Raw genomic sequence first — 22,640 nt, forward strand, 5'->3', positions numbered from 1 at the left:
GTGGCGAACAAACAAAAACGCCGGCAGCTAGCCGGCGCTTGTGCTTGATGACGCGCGAACCTCAGTGCTTGAGATTCTTGCGCAGGCGCTCCAGCGCCTGCAGCTGGACGACGGCTTCGGCCAGCTTCTGCTGGGCTTCAGCCACTTCCATCGCTTCGCCGCGGTTGGCCAGGATGCGCTCGGCTTCTTCCTTGGCCTTGCGGACCGAGGCTTCGTCGATGTCCTGCGCGCGGATCGCGGTGTCGGCCAGCACGGTCACCACCTGCGGCTGCACTTCCAGGATGCCGCCGGAAATGGCGAAATCCAGCTGCTCGCCGTTCGGCGTGGTCACCACCACCTTGCCCGGCTTCAGGCGGGTGATCAGCGGCGCGTGCTTGGGCGCGATGCCCAGTTCGCCCAGCTCACCGGTGGCCACGACCAGGGTCGCTTCGCCACGGAAGATTTCCTGCTCGGCGCTGACGATGTCGCAACGGATCGTGCTCATGCAAATCTCTTCGCTGTTCGCGGCGGCGCAATGCCGCCGTGGGGGTCCACCGGCGCGGGCGGTTGCCCGGCGCCGGCGTCAGGTCGGGCAGGATCGCTCCCGCCCGTCCCGGATCAGGCCTTCTCGGCCATCTTCTTGGCCTTCTCGACCGCTTCTTCGATGCCGCCGACCATGTAGAACGCCTGCTCCGGCAGGTGGTCGTACTCGCCATCGACGATGGCCTTGAAGCCACGGATGGTGTCCTTCAGCGGCACGTACTTGCCCGGCGAACCGGTGAACACTTCGGCCACGTGGAACGGCTGGCTGAAGAAGCGCTCGATCTTGCGGGCGCGCGACACGGCCTGCTTGTCTTCTTCGGACAGTTCGTCCATGCCCAGGATGGCGATGATGTCCTTCAGTTCCTTGTACTTCTGCAGGGTCTGCTGGACGCGCTGGGCGGTGTCGTAGTGCTCGTGGCCGATGACCAGCGGATCCATCTGGCGGCTGGTGGAGTCCAGCGGATCGACGGCCGGGTAGATACCCAGCGAGGCGATCGAACGCGACAGGGTCACGGTCGAGTCCAGGTGGGCGAAGGTGGTCGCCGGCGACGGGTCGGTCAGGTCGTCCGCGGGAACGTAGACGGCCTGGATCGAGGTGATCGAACCGTTCTTGGTCGAGGTGATGCGCTCCTGCAGGACGCCCATTTCCTCGGCCAGGGTCGGCTGGTAACCCACGGCGGACGGCATGCGGCCCAGCAGTGCCGACACTTCGGTACCGGCCAGGGTGTAACGGTAGATGTTGTCGACGAACAGCAGGACGTCCTTACCCTTGCCGTTTTCGTCCTTCTCGTCGCGGAAGTACTCGGCCATGGTCAGGCCGGTCAAGGCGACGCGCAGACGGTTGCCCGGCGGCTCGTTCATCTGGCCGTACACCATCGCCACCTTGTCCAGGACGTTGGAGTCCTTCATTTCGTGGTAGAAGTCGTTGCCCTCACGGGTACGCTCACCCACGCCGGCGAACACGGACAGACCGCTGTGCGCCTTGGCGATGTTGTTGATCAGTTCCATCATGTTGACGGTCTTGCCGACGCCGGCGCCGCCGAACAGGCCGACCTTGCCGCCCTTGGCGAACGGGCACATCAGGTCGATGACCTTGATGCCGGTTTCCAGCAGCTCGGTGGCCGGGGACTGGTCTTCATACGACGGCGCAGCGCGGTGGATTTCCCAGTTGTCGCTGGCAGCGACCGGGCCGGCTTCGTCGATCGGACGGCCAAGCACGTCCATGATGCGGCCCAGGGTGCCGGCGCCGACCGGCACCGAGATGCCACGGCCGGTGTTGACGGCAACCAGGTTGCGCTTCAGGCCGTCGGTGGAACCGAGGGCGATGGTACGCACCACGCCGTCGCCCAGCTGCTGCTGGACTTCGAGGGTGATCTCGGTGTTTTCCACCTTCAGTGCGTCGTACACCTTCGGCACCGATTCACGCGGGAATTCGACGTCGACGACCGCGCCGATGATCTGAACGATCTTGCCCTGACTCATTGCTGCATCCTCTAATGTGTGCTTTGAACGAACGCGGTCAGACTGCTGCCGCGCCGCCGACGATTTCGGAGATTTCCTGGGTGATCGCTGCCTGGCGCGCCTTGTTGTAGACGAGCTGCAGGGTGCCGATCAGCTTGTTGGCGTTGTCGCTCGCCGCCTTCATCGCAACCATGCGTGCCGCATGCTCGGAGGCGACGTTTTCCAGCAGTGCCTGGTACACCAGCGACTCGATGTAACGCGTCATCACGTGCTCGAGCACGGTCGCGGCATCGGGTTCGTACAGGTAATCCCAGTCGTGGTGAGCGACCTGCTTCTCAGCCGGCGGCAGCGGCAGCAGCTGATCGAAGCTGGCCTTCTGCACCATGGTGTTCACGAAGCGGTTGTAGACCAGGTACACGCGGTCGATCCTGCCTTCGGTGAAGGCGTCGAGCATGACCTTGATCACACCGATCAGCGATTCCAGCTTCGGCACGTCGCCGATGTGGGTCACGCTGCCGACCATGTTGACCTTCACGCGGCGGAAGAAGGTCGAAGCCTTCTGGCCGATGGTCACCAGGTCCACTTCGGCACCCTTGTCCTGCCATGCCTTGGCTTCGCCCAGCATCTTGCGGAACAGGTTGTTGTTCAGGCCGCCGGCCAGACCGCGATCGGAGGAGATCACGATGAAACCGACCCGCTTGACCTGCTCGCGCTCGACCAGGAACGGATGCTGGTAGTCGGTGCTGGCCTGGGCCAGATGACCGATCACCTGCTTCATCGCCTGCGCGTACGGACGCGAGGTCTTCATCCGATCCTGCGCCTTGCGGATCTTGGAGGCCGAGACCATTTCCAGGGCGCGCGTCACCTTGCGGGTGTTCTGCACGCTCTTGATCTTGGTTTTGATTTCGCGTCCGCTTGCCATCTCTTGTTTCCCGTGGCGCGGGGCTGATGCCCCGCGTTGTTCAACCGTTTGTCATCTGGTCCAGCGGAGCCAGCGGCTCCGCTCTACAGGACCGCGATTACCAGCTGCCGGTGGTCTTGAACTCGGCGATGCCCTTCTTGAAGGCACCTTCGATGTCGTTGTCCCAACCGCCGGTGGCGTTGACCTTGCTGATCAGCTCGCCCTGGGTGTTGGCGAAGTGGGCGTGCAGGCCTTCTTCGAACGCCAGCAGCTTGTTGACCGGCACGTCGTCGAGGTAACCCTCGTTGACGGCGTAGATCGACAGCGCCTGGTTGGCGATCGACATCGGCGCGTACTGCTTCTGCTTCATCAGCTCGGTGACGCGCTGGCCACGCTCCAGCTGCTTGCGGGTCGCTTCGTCCAGGTCCGAGGCGAACTGCGCGAACGCAGCCAGCTCACGGTACTGGGCCAGCGAGATGCGGATGCCGCCCGACAGCTTCTTGATGATCTTGGTCTGGGCCGAGCCACCGACGCGCGACACCGAGATACCGGCGTTCACGGCCGGGCGGATGCCGGCGTTGAACAGGTCGGTTTCCAGGAAGATCTGGCCGTCGGTGATCGAGATCACGTTGGTCGGAACGAAGGCGGACACGTCGCCGGCCTGGGTCTCGATGATCGGCAGCGCGGTCAGCGAACCGGTCTTGCCGGTGACCTTGCCTTCGGTGAACTTCTCGACGTATTCCTCGGACACGCGGGCAGCGCGCTCGAGCAGACGGGAGTGCAGGTAGAACACGTCACCCGGGTAGGCTTCACGGCCCGGCGGACGCTTCAGCAGCAGCGAGATCTGGCGGTAGGCAACGGCCTGCTTGGACAGATCGTCGTACACGATCAGCGCGTCTTCGCCGCGGTCCATGAAGTACTCACCCATGGTGCAGCCCGAGTAGGCGCTGATGTACTGCATGGCAGCCGATTCGGAAGCGGTCGCGGCCACCACGATGGTGTGGGCCAGCGCGCCGTTCTCTTCCAGCTTGCGCACGATGTTGGCGATGGTCGACGCCTTCTGGCCGATCGCAACGTACACGCACTTGATGCCGGTGCCCTTCTGGTTGATCACCGCATCGATCGCCATGGCGGTCTTGCCGGTCTGACGGTCACCGATGATCAGCTCGCGCTGGCCACGGCCGATCGGGATCATCGAGTCGACCGACTTGTAACCGGTCTGCACCGGCTGGTCGACCGACTTGCGCCAGATCACGCCCGGAGCAACGCGTTCCACCGGAGCGGTCAGGTCGGTGCCCAGCGGGCCCTTGCCGTCGATCGGCTCGCCCAGCGCGTTCACGACGCGGCCCAGCAGTTCCGGGCCGACCGGCACTTCCAGGATGCGGCCGGTGGTCTTGGCGACGTCGCCTTCGCGCAGGTGCTCGTAGTCACCCAGGACCACGGCGCCGACCGAGTCGCGCTCCAGGTTCAGGGCCAGGGCGAAGGTGTTGTTCGGCAGTTCGATCATTTCGCCCTGCATCACGTCGGCCAGACCGAAGATGCGCACGATGCCGTCGGACACGCTGGTCACGGTGCCTTCGTTGCGCGATTCCGCGGCCAGCTTGACCTTCTCGATGCGGTTCTTGATCAGTTCGCTGATTTCGGAGGGGTTGAGCGTGGTTGCCATCGTCAAGTCCTAGTGCCGGCAGCGGGGCCGGACGTTAAATGAATTCAGTTAGCGAGCGCGGTCTGCAGACGGGCCAGCTTGCCCTTCAGCGAACCATCGATGACCACGTCGCCGGCGTCGATCACGGCGCCGCCGATCAGCGAAGCATCGACCGCGGTGGTCACGTCGACCTCGCGGTTGAAGCGCTTGCGCAGCGCGACCTTGATCGCGTCCAGCTCGCCGGCCGACAGCTCGGAAGCCGAGGTCACCGTGGCCTTGACCACGTGCTCGGCTTCGGCGCGCAGGGCGTCGAACATGCCGGAGATTTCCGGCAGCAGCGGCAGACGATGCGATTCGGCCAGGATGGCCAGGAAGCGCGAGTAGGTCTCGCCGTGCGACACCGGCGCCAGCAGGGCGACGGCGTCGTCACGACCCAGCTCCGGGTTGGCGAGCAGGGCCGCCACGCGCGGGTCGGCGGCGACGTGGGCGGAGAACGCCAGGGCGTCCGACCACGGCGCGAACGCACCTTCGTCGCGCGCGGTCGCGAACGCGGCGCGGGCGTACGGGCGGGCAAGCGTGAGGGCCTGGCTCATCCTTAGATCTCCGAGGCCAGCTCGTCGAGCAGCGCCTTGTGGGCGTTGGCGTCGATTTCGCGCTTGAGCAGCTTTTCGGCACCGGTCACGGCCAGCGCGGACACCTGCTTGCGCAGATCTTCACGGGCACGGTTGGCGGCGGCGTCGATTTCAGCCTGGGCCAGTTCCTTCTGACGGGTGGCTTCGGTGATCGCTTCGTTACGGGCTGCATCAACGATCTGGTTGGCACGCGCGTGGGCCTGATCGATGATCTCGTTGGCCTTGGTGCGGGCTTCCTTCAGCGCTTCGTTGACCTTCTCCTGCGCCTGGGCCAGATCTTTCTGGCTGCGGTCGGCAGCAGCGAGGCCTTCAGCAATCTTCTGCTGGCGCTCTTCGATCGCGTTCATCAGCGGCGGCCAGATCTTGGTCGCGATGATCCAGATCAGACCAGCGAAGGCCAGCGCCTGCGCAAGAAGGGTGAAATTGATATTCATGGTTAGCTCGATCGCTGGTTTCGGGGTGGACGTGCCGCCGAAGCGGCACATCCGGCCTTCATCCGAAACCGGGTGCATCAGCACCCGGTCGTCTCAAACCGCTGTATCAGCCGGCCAGAGCCTTGGTGACGGCGCCAGCAAAGGCAGCCGACAGCGGGTTGGCGAAGGCCAGCAGCAGGCCAACGGCGACCGAGATGATGAACGCGGCGTCGATCAGGCCGGCGGTGATGAACATGCGGACCTGCAGGACCGGGATCAGTTCCGGCTGGCGCGCGGCCGACTCCAGGAACTTACCAGCCATGATGGCCAGACCCAGACCGGCGCCCAGCGCGGCCAGGCCGATCATGATGCCGACGGCAAGGGCGGTGGAGCTCTGAATCTGCGCGAAGTTGGTCAGGACGGCGAAGTACATGGTTATCTCCAGGAACTTAAGTTGCTAAGGGTGATGAAACGGATGAAGGTTGAAACGCGTTGAAGCTTGAAACTCAGTGAGCGTCTTCCGACAGGCTCAGGTACACGATCGACAGCATCATGAAGATGAAGGCCTGCAGCGGGATCACCAGCAGGTGGAACAGCATCCAGCCGAGGCCGAACACACCACCCGCGATGGCGCCGAAGAAACCGGCACCACCCAGCACCCAGATCAGCAGGAACACGATTTCGCCGCCGAACATGTTGCCGAACAGTCGCATCGCCAGCGAGATCGGCTTGCTCAGCCACTCGACGATGTTGAGGATCAGGTTGAACGGCATCATCCACTTGCCGAACGGCGCCGTCAGGAATTCCTTAACGAAGCCGACCAGGCCCTTGGACTTGAGCGCGAAGAACAGCATCAGGAAGAACACGCTGATGGCCATGCCGAGGGTGGCATTGACGTCAGCGGTCGGCACCGGCTTCCAGTAGTGCACGCCCACCCATTCCAGCGGCTTGGCGATGAAATCGGCCGGGATCATCTTCAGCAGATTCATCAACAGGATCCAGAAGAAGATCGTGATGGCGATCGGCGTGACCAGCTTGCTCTTGCCGTGGTAGGTGTCCTTGGCCTGGCGGTCGACGAACTCCAGGCAGATCTCGACGAAGGCCTGCCACTTGCCCGGCACGCCGGCGGTGGCCTTGCGGGTTCCCAGCCAGAACGCGACAACGATCACCAGGCCCATCAGGACGGCGGTGAGGAAGGTATCGACGTGGATATGCCAGAACATACCCTCACCCTTGCCGACCGGTGCGGTCAGGTTGTGCAGGTGATGCTGGATGTAGCTGGTAGGGGTTAGAGCCTCGCCCGCCATGTGTCCGGAACCTTCAGTTAATTGAATTCTGTCAACGCCTGGCCATGGCCAGGACCTGGAACATCAAGCCGACGGCGATACCGGCCAACAGCGCCAATGCAGGCAGCTTGAAGACCAGGAACCCCACCAGCAGGACGCCGAAAACCACGACCCACTTGGCCACGATCGCAATGATCAGGCGAGCCATCGCCGATCCTGCGGCCACCGCACCACCGCCCAGAGCCATCCGTGCCGCAACCCAGCCGCCGGCCGAAATGGCCACACCGGACGCCAGCGCGCCGAGGGCATACTTCGGGCCTACCAGCAGGAAGGCCAGGGCCAGGACAGCCACCGCGGCCAGCGGGTAGACCGCGGCGCGCAGCATCAGTCGCCGACCCGCATCAACGGAGTTCAGCACAGGACGTCCCGCGTGGTTGCAAGTGGAGGGCTGAGGCGGCTACAGCAGGGGGGCCTCATCGAGCCGCCAAATTATAGCAATGGGACAATTTGCGAGACAACCGCTGCCTGTTCATCCCTGGAAGCCGCAAGTTGCGGTAACGGTTACATTTTTGCGTGCCACCCGGGGGACAATGACGTCCGCGTGATGCTGCACCGCAGTATTGAACTTTGGTCGCAGGCGCGGAACTTTCGCTGGATGCGCCGGTCCGATCTTTCGACCTGCCTGCAGCAACCTCGTCGACGCTCCGCCCCGCAGGTCCCACGATGGCCCCGAAGCCCGTCTCCGGGGCCATCTTTTTGCGTCGTCGCGACAGGGCTGAACCGTGCACACTCCGTGGACCATACGTTCACGGATGGTGGACGGCGGCGTCCGGCACAGTGGTCTTCATTCTGATGAACCACTGCAAGGACTCTTCGATGCGCCCCGTACCCACCCTGCTCGCCCTTTCCCTGCTCGCTGCCGGCGCCTCGTTCGCCAATGCCGCCCACGCCGCCGAAGGCGACGACCGCTTCGCCATCCGTCTGGGTGCGATGAACATCGATTCGGACAACACGCTGCGTGGCAGCACCACCGTGGCCGGCCAGGACATCTCCCTGGACCAGGACTTCAAGCTGGGTGGCAAGGAATGGGAGCCGCGCATCGACGGCATGTTCCGCATCAGCAACCGTCAGCGCCTGCTGTTCAACTACTTCAAGTACGACAAGGACCGTCGCGAGACGCTTGACCAGGGCATTTCCTTCGGCGGTGAGAGCGTGCCGGCCGGCAGCTTCGTGAAGGGCGAGCTGAAGTACCAGGTGGCCAGCCTGGTCTATGACTACTCGGTCGTCGATACCGACACCTTCGACCTGGGCCTGCAGATCGGTGGCGAGTACGCCAAGGTCAGCACCAAGGGCTACGCGGACCTGGGCACGGTGTATGAAGGCCAGTTCCTCAACGAGAAGGCCGATGGCGTGGCACCGGTGGTGGGTGCGCGCATGACCTTCACTCCGTCCGAGCGCTGGATGATCACGCTGCAGGGCCAGTACCTGAACACGCGCTGGGGCAGTTTCGATGACTACAAGGGCGACCTGAGCCGCGCCAATGCGATCGTCGATTACCGCTTCACCAAGAACTTCGGTGTGTTCGCCGGCTACGACTGGTTCAAGCTGGACGTGGACAAGAAGGGCAGCGACGGCACGGTCGGCCTGAAGCAGGAATTCAAGGGCCCGGTGGCCGGTATCAGCTTCGTGTTCTGATCCCCTGCCCCTTCCACGGCATCTTCTCTCCTGGCGCGGCCTCCGGAACATCGGGGCCGCGTTTTTTGTGGGTTGCTGGCAGCGAGCAGAAGCGGGGTTGGTCGAGCGCTGGAGGGAGCGGGGGCTGCGTGCGAATGTCCCCCGGCGCCGGCCTGCGGCCGACGCCTCCTCCTTTACTTCGCACACAACCCCCGCTCCCTCCGCGTGTCAGGCATCCCGGCGGCCCAGGCACTGGCTCTCGACTATCTGCAAGCCGAGCCGCTGCACGGGTGGCAATTGCCGTAGACGCAGGCGTGGTCGAGCGCTGGGGGGAGTGGGCATCCGGGCGGCTTTGGCACTGCTCTCGACTGTCCGCAAGCCGAGCTGCTGCGCGGGTGGCGGGCATTTCGACAAAGTAAAGGAGGAGGCGACCGCCGCAGGCGGGCGACGGGGGACATTTGTCGAAATGCCTGCCACCCGTGCAGTGGCCCCACCCTTTGCTGCAGCACTGATCGAAGAAAAAAAGCCCCGGCAGATGCCAGGGCTTTTCGTTCGGAACGGCGCGGACGCCTTACTTCTTCTTCGGCATGTACAGATCGGTGATCGTGCCGTCGTAGATTTCCGAGGCCATCGCCACCGACTCGCTCAGCGTCGGATGCGCATGGATGGTGTGGCCGATGTCTTCCGCTTCCGCACCCATCTCGATCGCCAGGCCGATCTCGGCCAGCAGGTCGCCGGCATGCACGCCGACGATCGCGCCACCGATGATGCGGTGGGTCTCTTCGTCGAAGATCAGCTTGGTGAAGCCCTCGGTGCGACCGATGCCGATCGCGCGGCCACTGGCGGCCCACGGGAACTTGGCCACGCCGACCTTCAGGCCCTTGGCCTTGGCTTCGGTCTCGGTCACGCCGACCCAGGCGATTTCCGGGTTGGTGTAGGCCACCGACGGAATCACGCGGGCGACCCACTCCTTCTTGTGGCCGGCTGCCACTTCAGCGGCCAGCTTGCCCTCGTGCGTGGCCTTGTGGGCCAGCATCGGGTTGCCGACGATGTCGCCGATGGCAAAGATGTGCGGCACGTTGGTACGCATCTGCCGATCGACCGGGATGAAGCCGCGGTCGGTGACCTGCACGCCGGCCTTCTCGGCATCGATCTTCTTGCCGTTCGGCGAGCGGCCCACGGCCACCAGCACGCGGTCGAAGGTGCCCTGCGCCAGCGCAGGCGCCTGGCCTTCCTCGGCGGCTTCGAAGGTCACGGTGATGCCCTTGGCATCGGCGGTGACGCCCGAGGCCTTGGTCTTCAGGTGCACCTCGATGCCCTGCTTCTTCAGGCGGTCGGCCAGCGGCTTGACCAGGTCCTTGTCGGCGCCCGGCATCAGCTGGTCCATGAACTCGACCACGGTGACCTTGCTGCCCAGCGCGCTGTACACGGTGGCCATTTCCAGGCCGATGATGCCGCCGCCGACGACCAGCAGCGAGCCCGGCACTTCGGCCAGCTCCAGCGCATCGGTGGAATCCATCACGCGCTTGTCGTCCCACGGGAAGTTCGGCAGCTTCACCGCCTGCGAACCGGCGGCGATGATGCATTTCTGGAAGCGCAGCAGCTGGGTGCTGCCGTCAGCCGCGGTGATTTCCAGCTCGTTGGCCGAGACAAACCTGCCAACGCCCTGCACGTTGCGGACCTTGCGCTGCTTGGCCATCCCGGCCAGGCCCTTGGTCAGCTGGTTGACGACCTTTTCCTTGTACGCGCGCAGCTTGTCCAGGGTGATGGTCGGCTTGCCGAACTCGACGCCGAAATCACCGGCGTGGGCCACTTCGTCGATGACCGCAGCAGCATGCAGCAGCGCCTTGGACGGGATGCAGCCGACATTGAGGCAGACGCCGCCGAGGCTGGCGTAACGTTCGACCAGCACCGTATCCAGGCCGACGTCGGCGGCGCGGAAGGCTGCGGTGTAGCCGCCCGGGCCGGAGCCCAGCACGACCATCTCGCATTCGATGTCGGCCGGCTTGCCGCTGGACAGCGCCGGCTTCGGCGCAGCCGGTTCGGCCGGGGCGCGGTGCGACGGGGTCACCGGCGGCTTGCTGGCCGGGGCGGCCGGAGCCGGCGCGGCGGCCTTGGCCGGGGCTTCGGCGGCGCCTTCAGCGTCCAGCACCACGACCACGGCGCCTTCGGACAGGGTATCGCCCAGCTTGACCTTGATTTCCTTGACCACACCAGCGGCCGAGGACGGCACTTCCAGGGTGGCCTTGTCCGACTCCAGGGTTACCAGACCCTGGTCCTTCTTCACCGTGTCGCCGACGGCGACCAACACTTCGATCACCGGCACATCGCTGTAATCGCCGATGTCGGGAACCTTGACTTCAATCGTGGCCATGGTGGGTTTTCCTCGTGCCCGCCCGGCGGCGCCGGCGGGCTGTCACTGCATCTGTTCACGCGGCCGCGCCAGGGGCTGCGGCCGCACGGTGGGGGCGAAGCGGTGCCTTACAGCAGCACGCGGCGCATGTCGGCCAGTACCTGCGACAGGTACGTGGTGAAGCGTGCGGCCAGTGCGCCGTCGATGACGCGGTGGTCGTAGCTCAGCGACAGCGGCAGCATCAGCTTCGGTGCGAATTCCTTGCCGTTCCAGACCGGCTGGATGGACGACTTGGAGACGCCGAGGATGGCCACTTCCGGTGCGTTGACGATCGGGGTGAACGCGGTGCCGCCGATGCCGCCCAACGAGCTGATCGAGAAGCAGCCGCCGCTCATGTCCGCCGGGCCCAGCTTGCCGTCGCGTGCCTTCTTGGCCAGTTCGCCGGTTTCCTGCGCGATCTGCACCACGCCCTTCTTGTCCACGTCGCGGATGACCGGCACGACCAGGCCGTTCGGCGTGTCGGCGGCGAAACCGATGTGGAAGTACTTCTTCAGGGTCAGGTTTTCACCGCTGGCATCGAGCGAGGCGTTGAATTCCGGGAACTTCTTCAGCGCTGCGGCGCTGGCCTTGATCAGGAAGGCGAGCATGGTCAGCTTGATGCCGGCCTTCTCGTTCTCCTTGTTCAACGCCACGCGCAGGCCTTCCAGGTCGGTGATGTCGGCCTGCTCGAACTGGGTGACGTGCGGGATCATGGCCCAGTTGCGGGCCAGGTTCGCACCGGAGATCTTCTTGATGCGCGACAGCGGCTGGACTTCGGTCTCGCCGAACTTGCTGAAGTCGACCTTCGGCCACGGCAGCAGGTTCAGGCCACCACCAGCGGCGACGGCGCCACCGGCAGCGGCCGGCACGCCACCGCTGAGCGCGGCCTTGACGAACTTCTGTACGTCACCCTTGGTGATGCGGCCACCCTTCTCGGTGCCGTTGATCTGCAGCAGGTCCACGCCCAGCTCGCGGGCGAACACGCGCACCGCCGGGGTGGCGTACGGCACCTTGGCCGGCAACACGCCATCGGCATTGAACTGCACCGGCGGGCTGGACGGGGTACCGGCCGAGGCGATCTCGCGGGCCGCCAGCTTGTCCGGCTGCGCCGGCACAGCGACCGGCTCGACCTTGGTGGCGGTCTCTGCGGCAGCCGGAGCGGCAGCAGCAGCGGCCTTGGTCGGCGCCGGCGCGGCAGCGCCCTCGGCTTCGATGATGGCAACCATGTCGCCTTGCGACAGATTGTCGCCCACCTTGACCTTGATCTCCTTGACCACGCCGGCCACAGACGACGGCACTTCCATGGTGGCCTTGTCGCTTTCCAGCGTGACCAGGCCCTGGTCCTTCTTGACCGTATCGCCCACGGCGACCAGCACTTCGATGACCGGAATGCCGGCGTAGTCGCCGATGTCCGGCACCAGGGCTTCAACCGCACCACCGCTGGCAGCCGGAGCGGCCGGCGCAGCTGCGGCCGGCGCGCTCTGGGTGGCGGCAGCCGGGGCAGCGGCCTTGGCCGGTGCCGGTGCCGGTGCGGCAGCGGCCGGCTTGGCGGCTTCGCCTTCGGCCACTTCGATCAGGGCCACGACCTTGCCTTCGGACAGGCTGTCGCCCACTTTGACCTTGAGCTCCTTGACCACGCCCGCCACCGAGGACGGCACTTCCATGGTCGCCTTGTCGCTTTCCAGCGTCACCAGGCCCTGGTCCTTCTTGACCGTGTCGCCGACGGCGACAAGCACCTCGATTACCGGGATATCGCTGTAGTCACCGATATCGGGGACAAGTGCTTCCTTGATTTCGGCCATGGGGATAACTCCGGCAATCTGGTGTAGGGAAACGTCTATTGTGCGGCCAGCGGGGTCCAGCGCCAACCGTTACAGGTGTTTTCAGTACGCACGCAGCCGGGACAGGCTGTTGCCCATGGGTCGGGTGCGCGACCAGTCGGTAGCGTATTGTCCAGGCGATGTCCGCTTCATGTCGCCCGCGCGTCGGCCACCGGCTGCCAGGCCTGGCGCAGGCGCGGCAACGACCACGCCGCATTGGCAGGGCTGGTCGACGGCAGCGCGACCACCTTCGGCGGGGCCTCCAGCCGCGGCAACACCCAGCGCTGGAATGCCTGCAATGACGCGCCGTCATTGCAGCCGATCAGCGTCAGCTCAGGCAACGTGGCGATCAGTTCCGGCAGTGCATTGGCCACTTCCGTGCCACGCACGATGTCCGCATCCAGGCTGCCGCGCCGCTCGCAGCGCCCGATCACATCCCACAGGCCGATGCCTGCGGCCTTCAACGCCTGCAGCCGTTGCGAATAGGGCAGATCCGCGTCGAAACCGCAGATATCGGCCATCAGCGGCCAGAAGCGGTTGCGAGGATGCGCGTAGTAGCGCTGCTCCTGCAGGGATGCCACGCCTGGCATCGAGCCCAGCAGCAGCACCCGGCATCCCACGTTCACCTGCGCTGGCAGGCCAATGCACAACGTTGCCGTGCTCACATCTTCTCCAACTGCATGAATGTCGGCGAGAGCAGAAAACGCCATGAATAAAGGCATTCCGCACCCGTCGCTGAACAAGGAAAACTATTTTTTAACGTGCGTCGGATTCGATTCATGTTGGGGCGACTACGGTGTGCTCGCCCCGCAACCGGGGGCCCAAAACAAGAAACATTAGGAGATACCCCCATGCGCTCCATCCGTATCCTGAGTCTCGCCCTGCTGACCTCCGCCGCCTTCGCGCCGGCCGCTTTCGCCCAGGACAGCAGCACCACCGATACCGCTTCGGGCAAGCATTTTGCCGTTGTTGGCGGCATCTCGCTGCTGGAGCCGAAGAACGACCCGATCACCGGCGTGAAGAAGACCGACGGTGGCCCGGCGCCGACCGTCAGCTTCAGCTACTACATCAACGACAACTGGGCCGTTGAGCTGTGGGGCGCTGCCGACAAGTTCGACAACAAGTTCAAGGGCCCGAACAACGCCCGCCTGGGTTCGGTCGAGCAGCAGCCGGTCGCGCTGAGCGGCCAGTACCACTTCGGCCAGGCTGACAACGTGTTCCGCCCGTTCGTGGGCGTGGGCTACTACCAGTCGAGCTTCAGCAACGAGAAGCTGGGCAACGGCGCTGACACCGACATCCGCTTCAAGGATGCCAAGGGCGTGATCGGCACCGTCGGCGTCGACATGAACATCAACTCCACCTGGTTCGCCCGTGCTGACGCCCGCTACATGCGCGCCCGCCCGGACATCAAGGTCGGCGGCGAGAAGATCGGCGAAGCCAAGATGGATCCGTGGACCGTCGGCTTCGGCATCGGCGCCCGCTTCTGATCCAGGCAGCACCTGCTTCACTGATGCAACGCGACGGGCCCTTCGGGGCCCGTCGTCGTTTCCGTCACCCGCGTTCCGCGTGTAGAGCTGAGCCCATGCTCGGCTGCTTTTTTGTAGAGTCGAGCCAAGCCCCCTATTCCGAGTCGAGCGGCGGGCTCCGCGCGCATTGCGATGCGTTACGTTCAATGGCGCCCACGGTCAAGGGTGGCGCGGCTCGGCTCTACAGGCACAGGACGCGGAGACACGATGGACGACGTCGACCTGCTGGTGATCGGTGGCGGCATCAATGGCGCCGGCATCGCCCGTGACGCCAGCGGTCGCGGCCTGCGCGCGCTGCTGTGCGAACAGCATGACCTGGCCGCGCACACCTCCAGCGCCAGCAGCAAGCTGATCCACGGCGGCCTGCGCTACCTGGAGCAGGGCGAGTTCGGGCTGGTGCGCAAGGCGCTGGGCGAACGCGAGGTGGTGCGCCGGCAGGCGCCCCATCTGGTCCATCCGCTGCGCTTCGTCCTGCCGTGGGAACCGCACCTGCGCCCGCGCTGGATGCTGCGCGCGGGGCTGTGGCTGTACGACCATCTGGGCCGGCGCAGCCCCGCCTTCCCCGCGTCACGCGCACTGGAACTGCAGCACGATCCGCTCGGCCAGTGGCTCTCCCCGGCGCTGCGGCAGGCCTTCAGCTACGCCGATGCGCAGGTCGATGACGCGCGGCTGGTACTGCTCAACGCCCTGGATGCCGCGCAGCGGGGCGCACAGGTGCAGGTGCGCAGCCGCTGCATCGACCTGCACCCCGTGCAGGGCCGGTGGCGGGCCGTTCTGGAATCCGCCGATGGCCAGCGGCACCCCGTGAATGCCCGCGCCGTGGTCAATGCGGCGGGCCCGTGGGCCGGGGGCCTGCTGGAACGGATGCAGACGCGCAGCGGCGCCCCTGCGCTGCGCCTGGTGCAGGGCAGCCACATCGTGCTGCGCAGGCCCTGGCCCGATGACAGCGCCTGCCTGCTGCAGCAGCCCGACGGACGGGTGGTGTTCCTGCTGCCTTTCGCCCACGACCACCTGCTGGTGGGCACCACCGATACCGACTATCGCGGTGACCCGGCGCGCTGCAGCGTGCTGCCTTCCGAGGTGACCTACCTGTGCGAAGCGGCCAATCGCTACCTGCGTGACCCCATCGCCCCGGACGAGGTGGTCTGGGCGTTCGCCGGTGTCCGTCCATTGCTGGCCGACCCGGATCCGCGCGCAGCGCAGCTGAGCCGCGACTACCGCCTGCAGGTGCAGGTGGACCCGGCACCGGCGCTGCATGTACTGGGCGGCAAGCTGACCACCTACCGGGTGCTGGCCGAGGAGGCACTGGACCTGCTGCGCCCTGCCCTGCCACAGATGGGACCGGCCTGGACGGCGCGCGGAGACCCGCTGCCGGGCAGCGACTGGGGCGACGCCGCACAGGCGTGCTCGCGCCTGCTGGCGCTGGCACCGTGGTTGCCCGCAGGTATCGCGCGACGCTGGGCCGGGGCCTATGGCAGTCGCAGCGCGGAACTGCTGCAGGGTGTACAGGGCCTGCACGATCTGGGCGAGGACTTCGGCGGTGGCCTGCATGCACGCGAAGTGGACTTCCTGCGCGAACGCGAGTGGGCGTGTGACACCGACGATATCCTGTGGCGCCGGAGCAAGCTGGGGTTGCGGCTGGATGCTGCGCAGGTGGCACGGCTGCAGGCGTGGATGGAGGGTCGGATCCCTTTTCCACGGAAAGGGCTCTGACCCCCGTGTTGCCACGTGTGCCAACCCAGGTTGGCAGCTACCAGGGCAGCCGCGCGCGACGCGATCGATGCATTAGGATTTCCCCATCGCCATTGGAGACGCTGCATGACGCCCCGCTACGTGCTGGCCATCGACCAGGGCACCACCAGTTCGCGCGCGATCCTGTTCGACCGCGCCGGCGGCATCGTCGGCAGCGCGCAGCGCGAGTTCGCGCAGATCTTCCCGCAGCCCGGCTGGGTCGAGCATGACCCCCGCGAGATCCTTACCAGCGTCTATGCCACATTGACCGAACTGCTCAGCCGCGGGCAGATCGACCCACGCCATATCGCCGCGCTGGGCATCACCAACCAGCGCGAAACCACCGTGGTCTGGGACCGTGCCACCGGCCAGCCGATCCACAACGCCATTGTCTGGCAATCGCGGCAGAGCCACGCCATCTGCGAGCGGCTGAAGTCCGACGGGCATGAAGCACTGATCCGCGAGCGGACCGGGCTGCTGATCGACGCCTATTTCTCCGCGACCAAGGTGCGCTGGATCCTCGACCACGTGGATGGTGCGCAGCAGCGCGCCGAACGTGGTGAGCTGCTGTTCGGCACCATCGACAGCTGGCTGGTGTGGAACCTCAGCGGTGGCCAGGCACATGTGACTGACTACAGCAATGCGGCGCGCACGCTGCTGTTCAACATCCACACGCTGGACTGGGATGACGACCTGCTGGCCCTGCTCGACATTCCGCGCGCGATGCTGCCGCAGGTGCGCGACTCCAGCGCGGTGTACGCACACACCCGGCCGCAGTTCTTCTTCGACCACCCGATCCCCATCGCCGGCATCGCCGGTGACCAGCAGGCGGCGCTGTTCGGCCAGGCTTGTTTCCAGCCGGGCATGGTCAAGAACACCTATGGCACCGGTTGCTTCATGTTGATGCACACCGGCGCGCAGGCGGTGCGGTCGCGCAACGGCCTGCTGACCACCATTGCCTGGGGCCTGGACGGGCGCGTGGAGTACGCGCTGGAGGGTTCGATCTTCATCGCCGGCTCGGTGGTGCAGTGGCTGCGCGATGGACTACGCATGATCGAACGCGCCAGCGACAGCCAGGCGCTGGCTGCGCAGGTGCCCGACAGTGGCGGCGCCTACCTGGTGCCGGCGTTCGTCGGCCTCGGCGCGCCCTATTGGCGCAGTGATGTGCGCGGTGCGATGTTCGGCCTGACCCGTGGCACCCGCAAGGCGCACTTCGTGCGCGCCGCGCTGGAAGCGATGGCCTACCAGACCCGCGATGTACTCGATGCGATGCAGTCCGATGCGGGTATCGCGCTGACCGAGCTGCGCGCTGATGGCGGTGCGATCGGCAACGACTTCCTGGCCGGTTTCCAGGCCGACATTCTCGGTGTGCCGCTGCTGCGGCCGCGACTGACCGAGACCACCGCGCTGGGTGCGGCCTATCTGGCCGGCCTGGCAGTGGGGTTCTGGAACAGCCGCGAACAGATCGCCGCGCAATGGGGCCTGGACCGGCGCTTCGAGCCACGGATGGAGGTGGCCCGGCGCGAGAAACTGTATGCGGGATGGCAGCAGGCGGTGGCCGCCACCCTCGCCTTCCACGTCGATTGAAATGGCAATGCCCTGCCCTGCTGCGGCACGTGGAGTGACACTGTAGAGCCGAGCCATGCTCGGCTGCTGCTGGCGGGATACCGCAAAAAGCAGAGCCGAGCATAGGCTCGGCTCTACAGGCGAATGGGCGCTGGCGTCAGAACGCCGGCAGCACTGCGCCCTTGTACTTGGTCTCGATGAACGCCTTCACCTGCGGGCTGGTCAGGGCCTTGGCCAGCTTCTGCACGCGGGCGTCGTCCTTGTTGTCCGGGCGCGCGACCAGGAAATTCACGTACGGCGAGTCCTTGCTCTCGATCGCCAGCGCATCCTGGGTCGGGTTGAGGCCTGCGTCCAGCGCGTAGTTGGTATTGATCAGGGCCAGGTCGACCTGGTCCAGCACGCGCGGCAGCATCGCCGAGTCGAGCTCGCGGAACTTCAGGTTCTTCGGATTGGCGATGATGTCGCGCTGGGTCGCCAGTGCGTTGGTCGGGTCCTTCAGCTCGATCACGCCGGCCTTGTGCAGCAGGATCAGCGCGCGGCTGTTGTTGCTCGGGTCGTTCGGGATCACCACGTCGGCGCCTTCGCGCAGCTCGGCCAGCGACTTGACCTTGCGCGAGTACGCACCGAACGGCTCGATGTGCACGCCGATCACCTTCACCAGGTCGGTCTTGCGGTCGCGGTTGTAGGCATCCAGGTAGGGCTCGGTCTGGAAGTAGTTCGCATCCACCTGCTTCTGCACCAGCTGGTCGTTGGGCTGCACGTAGTCATTGAACACCCGCACGTCCAGGTCCACGCCTTCCTGCTTGAGGATCGGCTTGACCACCTCGAGGATCTCGGCATGCGGCACGGCCGTGGCGGCCACCACCAGCTTCTGCGAGGGCTCGCCGGACTTGCCGCAGGCGGTCAGGGCCAGCGCAGCGGCGAGCAGGGGCAGCAACAGGGTCTTTTTCATGGGGGATTGAATTCTCGGGGGAGTGTCAGGAGTTTTCGTAGTTGCTCAGGGCCAGCTCAAGCAACGCCTTGGCCTGCTCGCGCAGCATCATGGGCTCGACGATCTCGGCATCCGAGCCGTAATGCAGCACATCCATCAGCAGCTCGCGCGAGACGCTGTACGGCACCTTCAGCTCATAGCGGCCGTCGGCCAGGAAGCGGCCCTGCTGCTTGGAATGCCAGTGCTCGTCGGCCACCCAGCGCGCGGCCTTGGCGCTGAACAGGATGGTCGCCCAGCCCTTCGGCGCGCCAGAGAAGATGCCGTAGCTGGCGCCGAGCTGCTCGTCCAGCTCGCTGTCGGCGACGTCGCGCGCGGTGCTGTCGACCACCCGCGCCTTGTGGATGCGGTCGACCGCGAAACTGCGCAGGGCGTCGCGGTCATGGTCCCAGGCATCCAGGTACCAGTTGTCGCGATAGTGGGTCAGGCGCTGCGGCGAGACGGTGCGCTTGGTCGGCTCGTCGGTGGAACGGGCACGGTACTCGAACGCCAGCTGGCGGCGCTCCAGCACGGCCGATGCGACGCTGCGGAAGCTGCCTTCGTCAAACTTGCGGCCACGGTGCGGAATCACCCGCACGCGGTCGACCGGCCAGCTGGACACGCCGGCCTGGGCCGCCAGCAGGCTCTCGATGCGTTGCTGCAGCGGTGCCAGCACCGACGACAGCACACCACCGCCGGTCCGCGCCAGCAGGTGCTGCGAGGCCAGCAGGGCATGCAGCTCCTCCGAGCTGAGCCACAGGCCGGGCAGCTCGAAACGGTCGCTCTCGTCAGCCTGATAGCGGAAGCCCGCCTCGCCGTCGCCCTCGATCGGTGCCATCAGCGCATCGCGCAGGAAGGCCAGGTCGCGGTAGACGGTGGCGCGGGAACAACCGAGCTTGTCCTGCAGGGTCGCCACCGTCACCGGATAGCGCGCGGACTTGAGCAGACGATGCAGGGCGGTGATGCGTTCGTATCGGTCCATACCCCCGATTATGTCCGAGTCGCGGGTCTTGTGTGGGACGTTTGGGCTATCGTGGTCGCCCCCACCCCCATGGAATGCCCGATGCGCCGGTTGCCTGCCCTGTCCCTGCTGGCCTGCCTGCTGCTGGCCGCCTGTGATCGCGCGCCGGCGCCGGCCGGCGCCGAGCCCCCGGTACCCGTCGCCGATCCGACGCAGGCGGTGCTGGGCGCCAGCCAGCGTTTCGCGGCCCTGCGCAGCTTCCACGCCGAACTGGAGGTGCTGGGCGCACCACAGCCGGTGCGCAGCGCCATGGACTTCGTCGCGCCCGATCGTTTCCGGGTGGAGACGCCGGCGGGGCCGCAGACCATCATCGGCGACACCATGTTCCTGCAGGCCGACGGCGCGATCCGCCAAGTGCCGACCCCGCCCGGCCTGCTCGAGCAATGGCGCAACCCGCTGCCCGCCGATGCCCTGCCCGCCGATCTGAAGGCCGAAGATCTCGGCAGCCAGTCGCTGGACGGGGTGCAGACCCGGCACTACCGGCTGCGCGGTGCCCAGCCCGGCGAACGCCTGGAGTACTGGGTGGATGCCCAGGGCCTGCCACGCCAGATCGTACGCAGCGGCAGCAGCAATGGCCGCAGCTTCCAGCTGCGCCTGCGCTATTCGCGCTTCAACGACCCTGAGGTGCGCGTCGATCTGCCCTGAATAGGCGACCGCGCCAACGTTCGCTGAAGCGCGCATTGGATCGATTCGGACCGCCATCACGCTTCCAGTATCATCACCGGCTGTCAACCGTTCCGGAGAAGCCTCGATGTCCCTGCGCGTGTCCCTGCTGATCCCCCTGCTGCTGTGTGCGCCGCTCGCATACGCACAGGATGCCTCCGAACTGGCGGCGATGTCCTCGCCGTGGAGCGGCAGTGGTGGCGAGCTCGGGTTTGCCTCGGCACGCGGCAACAGCAGCACCGAGAGCTTCAACGGCCGCCTGCGCCTGCGCTACACCGACGGTGACTGGGTGCACAGCATGGACCTGTTCGGCCTGCGCTCCAGCTCCAAGGTGACCGAAACCAACGACGACGGCACCACCACCCGCCGCAACAACACCACCGCCAACCGCTACACCGGCAGTGCCGGCAGCGCGCTGCAGCTGGGCGAACACCGCCAGCTGACCGCGACGGTGCGTACGGAACGCGACGACTTCGCCACCTACGACCGCCAGAGCTCGTTCGGTCTGGGTTACGGCACCCGCCTGTGGAACACCGAGCGCTTCTCGTTCGACGCGCAGATCGGCCCCGGTGTGCGCCGCACCCACAGCACCGAGGACGACCGCACCCGCACCGGCCTGATCGGCCGTGGCCTGTTCGACATGAAGTATTCGCTGACTGACAACACCGACCTGGTCAACACGCTGCTGGTCGAATCCGGTTCGTACAACACCTTCGGCCAGAACGACTTCGGTGTCTCGGTGAGCATGAACGAGCACCTGGCACTGAAGGCCGGCTGGCAGGCGCGCTACAACAGTGACGTGGCCGAGGACAAGCGCAAGACCGATACGCTGACCACGATGAACGTGGTCTACAAGTTCAAGTAAGCAGAACGGGCGCCCAGGGCGCCCGTTCTTCTTCCGGTAGTGCCGGCCGCTGGCCGGCAACTGCATTCAACTGGGCACGCGGTTGCCGGCCAGCGGCCGGCACTACCGGCGGTAGCTCAGACGTTCAGCAGTTCGCCGGCACCGGCTTCCAGCAGCATCTTCGCCACGCGCTGGCCCAGCGCCTCCGGATCCCGGGCCGGTCCCACCGCCTCGGCGCGCACCGCACGACCATCGCTGGCACTGCCGACCAGGCCCTGCAGGTGCAGGTCGTCGCCCTGCCACTGCGCGATGGCCGCCACCGGCACGTGGCAGCTGCCATGCAGCGCGCGGTTCATCGCCCGCTCGGCTTCCACGCAGGCGCGGGTAGCGGCGTCATCAAGCCTGGCGAACAGCGCCATCAGGCGCGTATTGCCACCGTCGCACTCCACCGCCACCGCGCCCTGCGCCGGTGCCGGCAGCCACTGCGGCGGCTGCAGGCGCGCGACGATGCGCCCGCCCAGGCCCAGGCGCTCCAGGCCGGCCACGGCCAGCACGATGGCGTCGTAGCCACCATTGTCAAGCTTGGCCAGGCGGGTGTTGACGTTGCCGCGCAGGTCCAGCAATTCCAGATCCGGGCGCAGCGCGCGCAGCTGGGCCTGGCGGCGCAGCGATGAGGTGCCGACCCGCGCACCGATCGGCAGCGCGTCCAGCGAGGCGTACAGGTTGGAGACGAAACCATCGGCTGGATCGTGGCGGGTCAGCATCGCCGGCAGCGCGAAGGGTTCGTCCAGTTCCATCGGCACATCCTTCAGCGAGTGCACGGCGCAGTCGGCCTCACCGCGCAGCATGGCCAGCTCCAGCTCCTTCAGGAACAGGCCCTTGCCACCGATGGCGGCCAGCGAGCGGTCGAGCACCTCGTCACCGCGGGTGCTCATCGGCACCAGTTCCACATGCAGCCCGGGATGGGCCTGGCGCAGGCGGTTGGCGACGTGTTCGCTTTGCCAGAGGGCGAGCGGGCTCTTGCGGGTGGCGATGCGGACGGTTTCCATCCGGTCATTATCGCGCCTTCGGCGCGGATACGGCCAACGGCGGAGCCCCTCGTGGCTGGCGGCGGGGTCGTGAAAGCAACAGCCGCGCTTGGCCGGGCGGGGTGGGTTCGCGGGGGACGCCGTGAATCCGTCCGTGGAGGCTTGGCCGCGGCATCCATGCCGCGGACACCCCCGCGAACCCACCCCGCCCGGCCTCTGACAGTTTCCGTGTGCGCCAGCCACGGAAGATCAAAAAAAAGAGTGCAGAAGCAAAGGCAACAGCCGACGGCTTCCGGGGTCAGATCCCTTTTCCGCAGGAAAAGGGATCTGACCCCTCTTCCCCCACCCGATAACAACAATGCCTTTGCCGTCCGACGCGGGAAAAACGAGAGGGTTGGGCCGGGGCGGGGTGGCGGGACCGTTGGCGCCATGGATGGCGCCATCGAGCTTACATGGATGTACTTGCAGCGTGTCCCGCCGCCCCACCCCGGCCCGGCCCAGCACGTAGAAACAACGAGCCATGACCCGCTGTTGCTGTTGCTGTTGAT

General features: G+C 66.1%; 21 protein-coding genes. 6 read left to right on the top strand and 15 right to left on the bottom strand.

Going from position 1 to position 22,640, the window contains the following annotated elements:
* Positions 1–61 precede the first annotated feature (61 nt).
* From AC5P7I_RS03310 to AC5P7I_RS03350, 9 genes are all read right to left on the bottom strand, one after another.
* The gene (locus tag AC5P7I_RS03310; protein WP_005419509.1) at positions 62–484 is read right to left on the bottom strand and encodes a F0F1 ATP synthase subunit epsilon; all 423 of its coding nucleotides are present in this window, start codon (positions 482–484) and stop codon (positions 62–64) included.
* Positions 485–597: 113 nt separating this feature from the next.
* Positions 598–2,004 (bottom strand): F0F1 ATP synthase subunit beta, encoded by a 1,407-nt coding sequence (gene atpD, locus AC5P7I_RS03315; RefSeq protein ID WP_005419510.1) that lies wholly within the window; start codon positions 2,002–2,004, stop codon positions 598–600.
* Positions 2,005–2,041: 37 nt separating this feature from the next.
* Positions 2,042–2,905, bottom strand: a complete 864-nt coding sequence (gene atpG, locus AC5P7I_RS03320) for a F0F1 ATP synthase subunit gamma (RefSeq protein WP_014648494.1) — start codon at positions 2,903–2,905, stop codon at positions 2,042–2,044.
* Positions 2,906–3,002: 97 nt separating this feature from the next.
* Positions 3,003–4,550, bottom strand: a complete 1,548-nt coding sequence (gene atpA, locus AC5P7I_RS03325) for a F0F1 ATP synthase subunit alpha (RefSeq protein WP_005419511.1) — start codon at positions 4,548–4,550, stop codon at positions 3,003–3,005.
* Positions 4,551–4,594: 44 nt separating this feature from the next.
* Positions 4,595–5,122, bottom strand: a complete 528-nt coding sequence (locus AC5P7I_RS03330) for a F0F1 ATP synthase subunit delta (RefSeq protein ID WP_032129048.1) — start codon at positions 5,120–5,122, stop codon at positions 4,595–4,597.
* Positions 5,123–5,124: 2 nt separating this feature from the next.
* Positions 5,125–5,595, bottom strand: a complete 471-nt coding sequence (locus AC5P7I_RS03335) for a F0F1 ATP synthase subunit B (RefSeq protein ID WP_005419512.1) — start codon at positions 5,593–5,595, stop codon at positions 5,125–5,127.
* Between the two features lie 106 nt (positions 5,596–5,701).
* A complete protein-coding gene (gene atpE, locus AC5P7I_RS03340; RefSeq protein WP_005411133.1) occupies positions 5,702–6,007 on the bottom strand; it encodes a F0F1 ATP synthase subunit C in 306 nt (101 codons plus the stop codon).
* Between the two features lie 73 nt (positions 6,008–6,080).
* Positions 6,081–6,881: a F0F1 ATP synthase subunit A gene (gene atpB / locus AC5P7I_RS03345; RefSeq protein ID WP_014038569.1), complete on the bottom strand. Its 801-nt coding sequence runs from the start codon at positions 6,879–6,881 to the stop codon at positions 6,081–6,083.
* A 31-nt stretch (positions 6,882–6,912) separates the two neighbouring features.
* Positions 6,913–7,278, bottom strand: coding sequence for a hypothetical protein (locus AC5P7I_RS03350; protein ID WP_014648497.1), 366 nt, complete (start codon positions 7,276–7,278; stop codon positions 6,913–6,915).
* A gap of 458 nt (positions 7,279–7,736) precedes the next feature.
* On the opposite strand from AC5P7I_RS03350, the gene AC5P7I_RS03355 reads away from it, so the two are divergent.
* A complete protein-coding gene (locus AC5P7I_RS03355; RefSeq protein ID WP_046432636.1) occupies positions 7,737–8,555 on the top strand; it encodes a hypothetical protein in 819 nt (272 codons plus the stop codon).
* 550 nt (positions 8,556–9,105) lie between these two features.
* Here the strand turns inward: AC5P7I_RS03355 and lpdA are convergent.
* The 3 genes from lpdA to AC5P7I_RS03370 all read right to left on the bottom strand — a co-directional run bounded on the left by lpdA (position 9,106) and on the right by AC5P7I_RS03370 (position 13,411).
* Positions 9,106–10,908, bottom strand: coding sequence for a dihydrolipoyl dehydrogenase (gene lpdA / locus AC5P7I_RS03360; RefSeq protein ID WP_046432640.1), 1,803 nt, complete (start codon positions 10,906–10,908; stop codon positions 9,106–9,108).
* Positions 10,909–11,015: 107 nt separating this feature from the next.
* A complete protein-coding gene (gene aceF / locus AC5P7I_RS03365; protein WP_262087858.1) occupies positions 11,016–12,728 on the bottom strand; it encodes a dihydrolipoyllysine-residue acetyltransferase in 1,713 nt (570 codons plus the stop codon).
* 167 nt (positions 12,729–12,895) lie between these two features.
* Entirely contained in the window at positions 12,896–13,411 is a 516-nt protein-coding gene (locus AC5P7I_RS03370) for a DNA-deoxyinosine glycosylase (RefSeq protein ID WP_262087857.1), read from the bottom strand.
* A gap of 186 nt (positions 13,412–13,597) precedes the next feature.
* Here AC5P7I_RS03370 and AC5P7I_RS03375 point away from each other — a divergent pair, with 186 nt between their 5' ends.
* The 3 genes from AC5P7I_RS03375 (at position 13,598) to glpK (ending at position 17,590) form a co-directional block, all read left to right on the top strand.
* A complete protein-coding gene (locus tag AC5P7I_RS03375) occupies positions 13,598–14,233 on the top strand; it encodes an OmpW/AlkL family protein (protein WP_014648503.1) in 636 nt (211 codons plus the stop codon).
* Between the two features lie 246 nt (positions 14,234–14,479).
* Positions 14,480–15,985 carry a glycerol-3-phosphate dehydrogenase gene (gene glpD, locus AC5P7I_RS03380; RefSeq protein WP_262087856.1) on the top strand — a complete coding sequence of 502 codons (1,506 nt, stop codon included), beginning with the start codon at positions 14,480–14,482 and terminating at the stop codon, positions 15,983–15,985.
* 105 nt (positions 15,986–16,090) lie between these two features.
* The gene (glpK, locus tag AC5P7I_RS03385; protein ID WP_262087855.1) at positions 16,091–17,590 is read left to right on the top strand and encodes a glycerol kinase GlpK; all 1,500 of its coding nucleotides are present in this window, start codon (positions 16,091–16,093) and stop codon (positions 17,588–17,590) included.
* A gap of 136 nt (positions 17,591–17,726) precedes the next feature.
* On the opposite strand, the gene AC5P7I_RS03390 is transcribed toward glpK, so the two are convergent.
* Together AC5P7I_RS03390 and AC5P7I_RS03395 are read right to left on the bottom strand one after the other, a co-directional pair.
* Positions 17,727–18,521, bottom strand: a complete 795-nt coding sequence (locus AC5P7I_RS03390; RefSeq protein ID WP_014648506.1) for a MetQ/NlpA family ABC transporter substrate-binding protein — start codon at positions 18,519–18,521, stop codon at positions 17,727–17,729.
* A 25-nt stretch (positions 18,522–18,546) separates the two neighbouring features.
* Positions 18,547–19,518 carry a helix-turn-helix transcriptional regulator gene (locus tag AC5P7I_RS03395; RefSeq protein ID WP_014648507.1) on the bottom strand — a complete coding sequence of 324 codons (972 nt, stop codon included), beginning with the start codon at positions 19,516–19,518 and terminating at the stop codon, positions 18,547–18,549.
* Between the two features lie 81 nt (positions 19,519–19,599).
* Between AC5P7I_RS03395 and AC5P7I_RS03400 the strand changes: the two genes are divergently transcribed.
* Complete coding sequence (locus tag AC5P7I_RS03400; RefSeq protein ID WP_134966655.1) at positions 19,600–20,202, top strand: LolA-like protein; 603 nt, start codon at positions 19,600–19,602, stop codon at positions 20,200–20,202.
* Between the two features lie 106 nt (positions 20,203–20,308).
* Complete coding sequence (locus AC5P7I_RS03405) at positions 20,309–21,085, top strand: DUF481 domain-containing protein (protein ID WP_032961276.1); 777 nt, start codon at positions 20,309–20,311, stop codon at positions 21,083–21,085.
* 116 nt (positions 21,086–21,201) lie between these two features.
* Here AC5P7I_RS03405 and hemC read toward each other — a convergent pair whose 3' ends face one another.
* Positions 21,202–22,113, bottom strand: coding sequence for a hydroxymethylbilane synthase (gene hemC, locus AC5P7I_RS03410; protein ID WP_164077342.1), 912 nt, complete (start codon positions 22,111–22,113; stop codon positions 21,202–21,204).
* Positions 22,114–22,640 lie beyond the last annotated feature (527 nt).

It is taken from the genome of Stenotrophomonas sp. YJH_SMC_138, assembly GCF_059369855.1.

Bases quoted from the DNA above. Each gene is read 5' to 3' on its own strand.
- AC5P7I_RS03375 (WP_014648503.1), top strand. From the start codon at position 13,598: ATGCGCTCCATCCGTATCCTGAGTCTCGCCCTGCTGACCTCCGCCGCC.
- AC5P7I_RS03330 (WP_032129048.1), bottom strand. From the start codon at position 5,122: ATGAGCCAGGCCCTCACGCTTGCCCGCCCGTACGCCCGCGCCGCGTTC.
- AC5P7I_RS03400 (WP_134966655.1), top strand. From the start codon at position 19,600: ATGCGCCGGTTGCCTGCCCTGTCCCTGCTGGCCTGCCTGCTGCTGGCC.
- atpE (WP_005411133.1), bottom strand. From the start codon at position 6,007: ATGTACTTCGCCGTCCTGACCAACTTCGCGCAGATTCAGAGCTCCACC.
- atpG (WP_014648494.1), bottom strand. From the start codon at position 2,905: ATGGCAAGCGGACGCGAAATCAAAACCAAGATCAAGAGCGTGCAGAAC.
- AC5P7I_RS03390 (WP_014648506.1), bottom strand. From the start codon at position 18,521: ATGAAAAAGACCCTGTTGCTGCCCCTGCTCGCCGCTGCGCTGGCCCTG.
- AC5P7I_RS03310 (WP_005419509.1), bottom strand. From the start codon at position 484: ATGAGCACGATCCGTTGCGACATCGTCAGCGCCGAGCAGGAAATCTTC.
- atpA (WP_005419511.1), bottom strand. From the start codon at position 4,550: ATGGCAACCACGCTCAACCCCTCCGAAATCAGCGAACTGATCAAGAAC.
- glpD (WP_262087856.1), top strand. From the start codon at position 14,480: ATGGACGACGTCGACCTGCTGGTGATCGGTGGCGGCATCAATGGCGCC.
- atpB (WP_014038569.1), bottom strand. From the start codon at position 6,881: ATGGCGGGCGAGGCTCTAACCCCTACCAGCTACATCCAGCATCACCTG.
- hemC (WP_164077342.1), bottom strand. From the start codon at position 22,113: ATGGAAACCGTCCGCATCGCCACCCGCAAGAGCCCGCTCGCCCTCTGG.
- AC5P7I_RS03355 (WP_046432636.1), top strand. From the start codon at position 7,737: ATGCGCCCCGTACCCACCCTGCTCGCCCTTTCCCTGCTCGCTGCCGGC.
- atpD (WP_005419510.1), bottom strand. From the start codon at position 2,004: ATGAGTCAGGGCAAGATCGTTCAGATCATCGGCGCGGTCGTCGACGTC.
- lpdA (WP_046432640.1), bottom strand. From the start codon at position 10,908: ATGGCCACGATTGAAGTCAAGGTTCCCGACATCGGCGATTACAGCGAT.
- AC5P7I_RS03335 (WP_005419512.1), bottom strand. From the start codon at position 5,595: ATGAATATCAATTTCACCCTTCTTGCGCAGGCGCTGGCCTTCGCTGGT.
- aceF (WP_262087858.1), bottom strand. From the start codon at position 12,728: ATGGCCGAAATCAAGGAAGCACTTGTCCCCGATATCGGTGACTACAGC.
- glpK (WP_262087855.1), top strand. From the start codon at position 16,091: ATGACGCCCCGCTACGTGCTGGCCATCGACCAGGGCACCACCAGTTCG.
- AC5P7I_RS03405 (WP_032961276.1), top strand. From the start codon at position 20,309: ATGTCCCTGCGCGTGTCCCTGCTGATCCCCCTGCTGCTGTGTGCGCCG.
- AC5P7I_RS03395 (WP_014648507.1), bottom strand. From the start codon at position 19,518: ATGGACCGATACGAACGCATCACCGCCCTGCATCGTCTGCTCAAGTCC.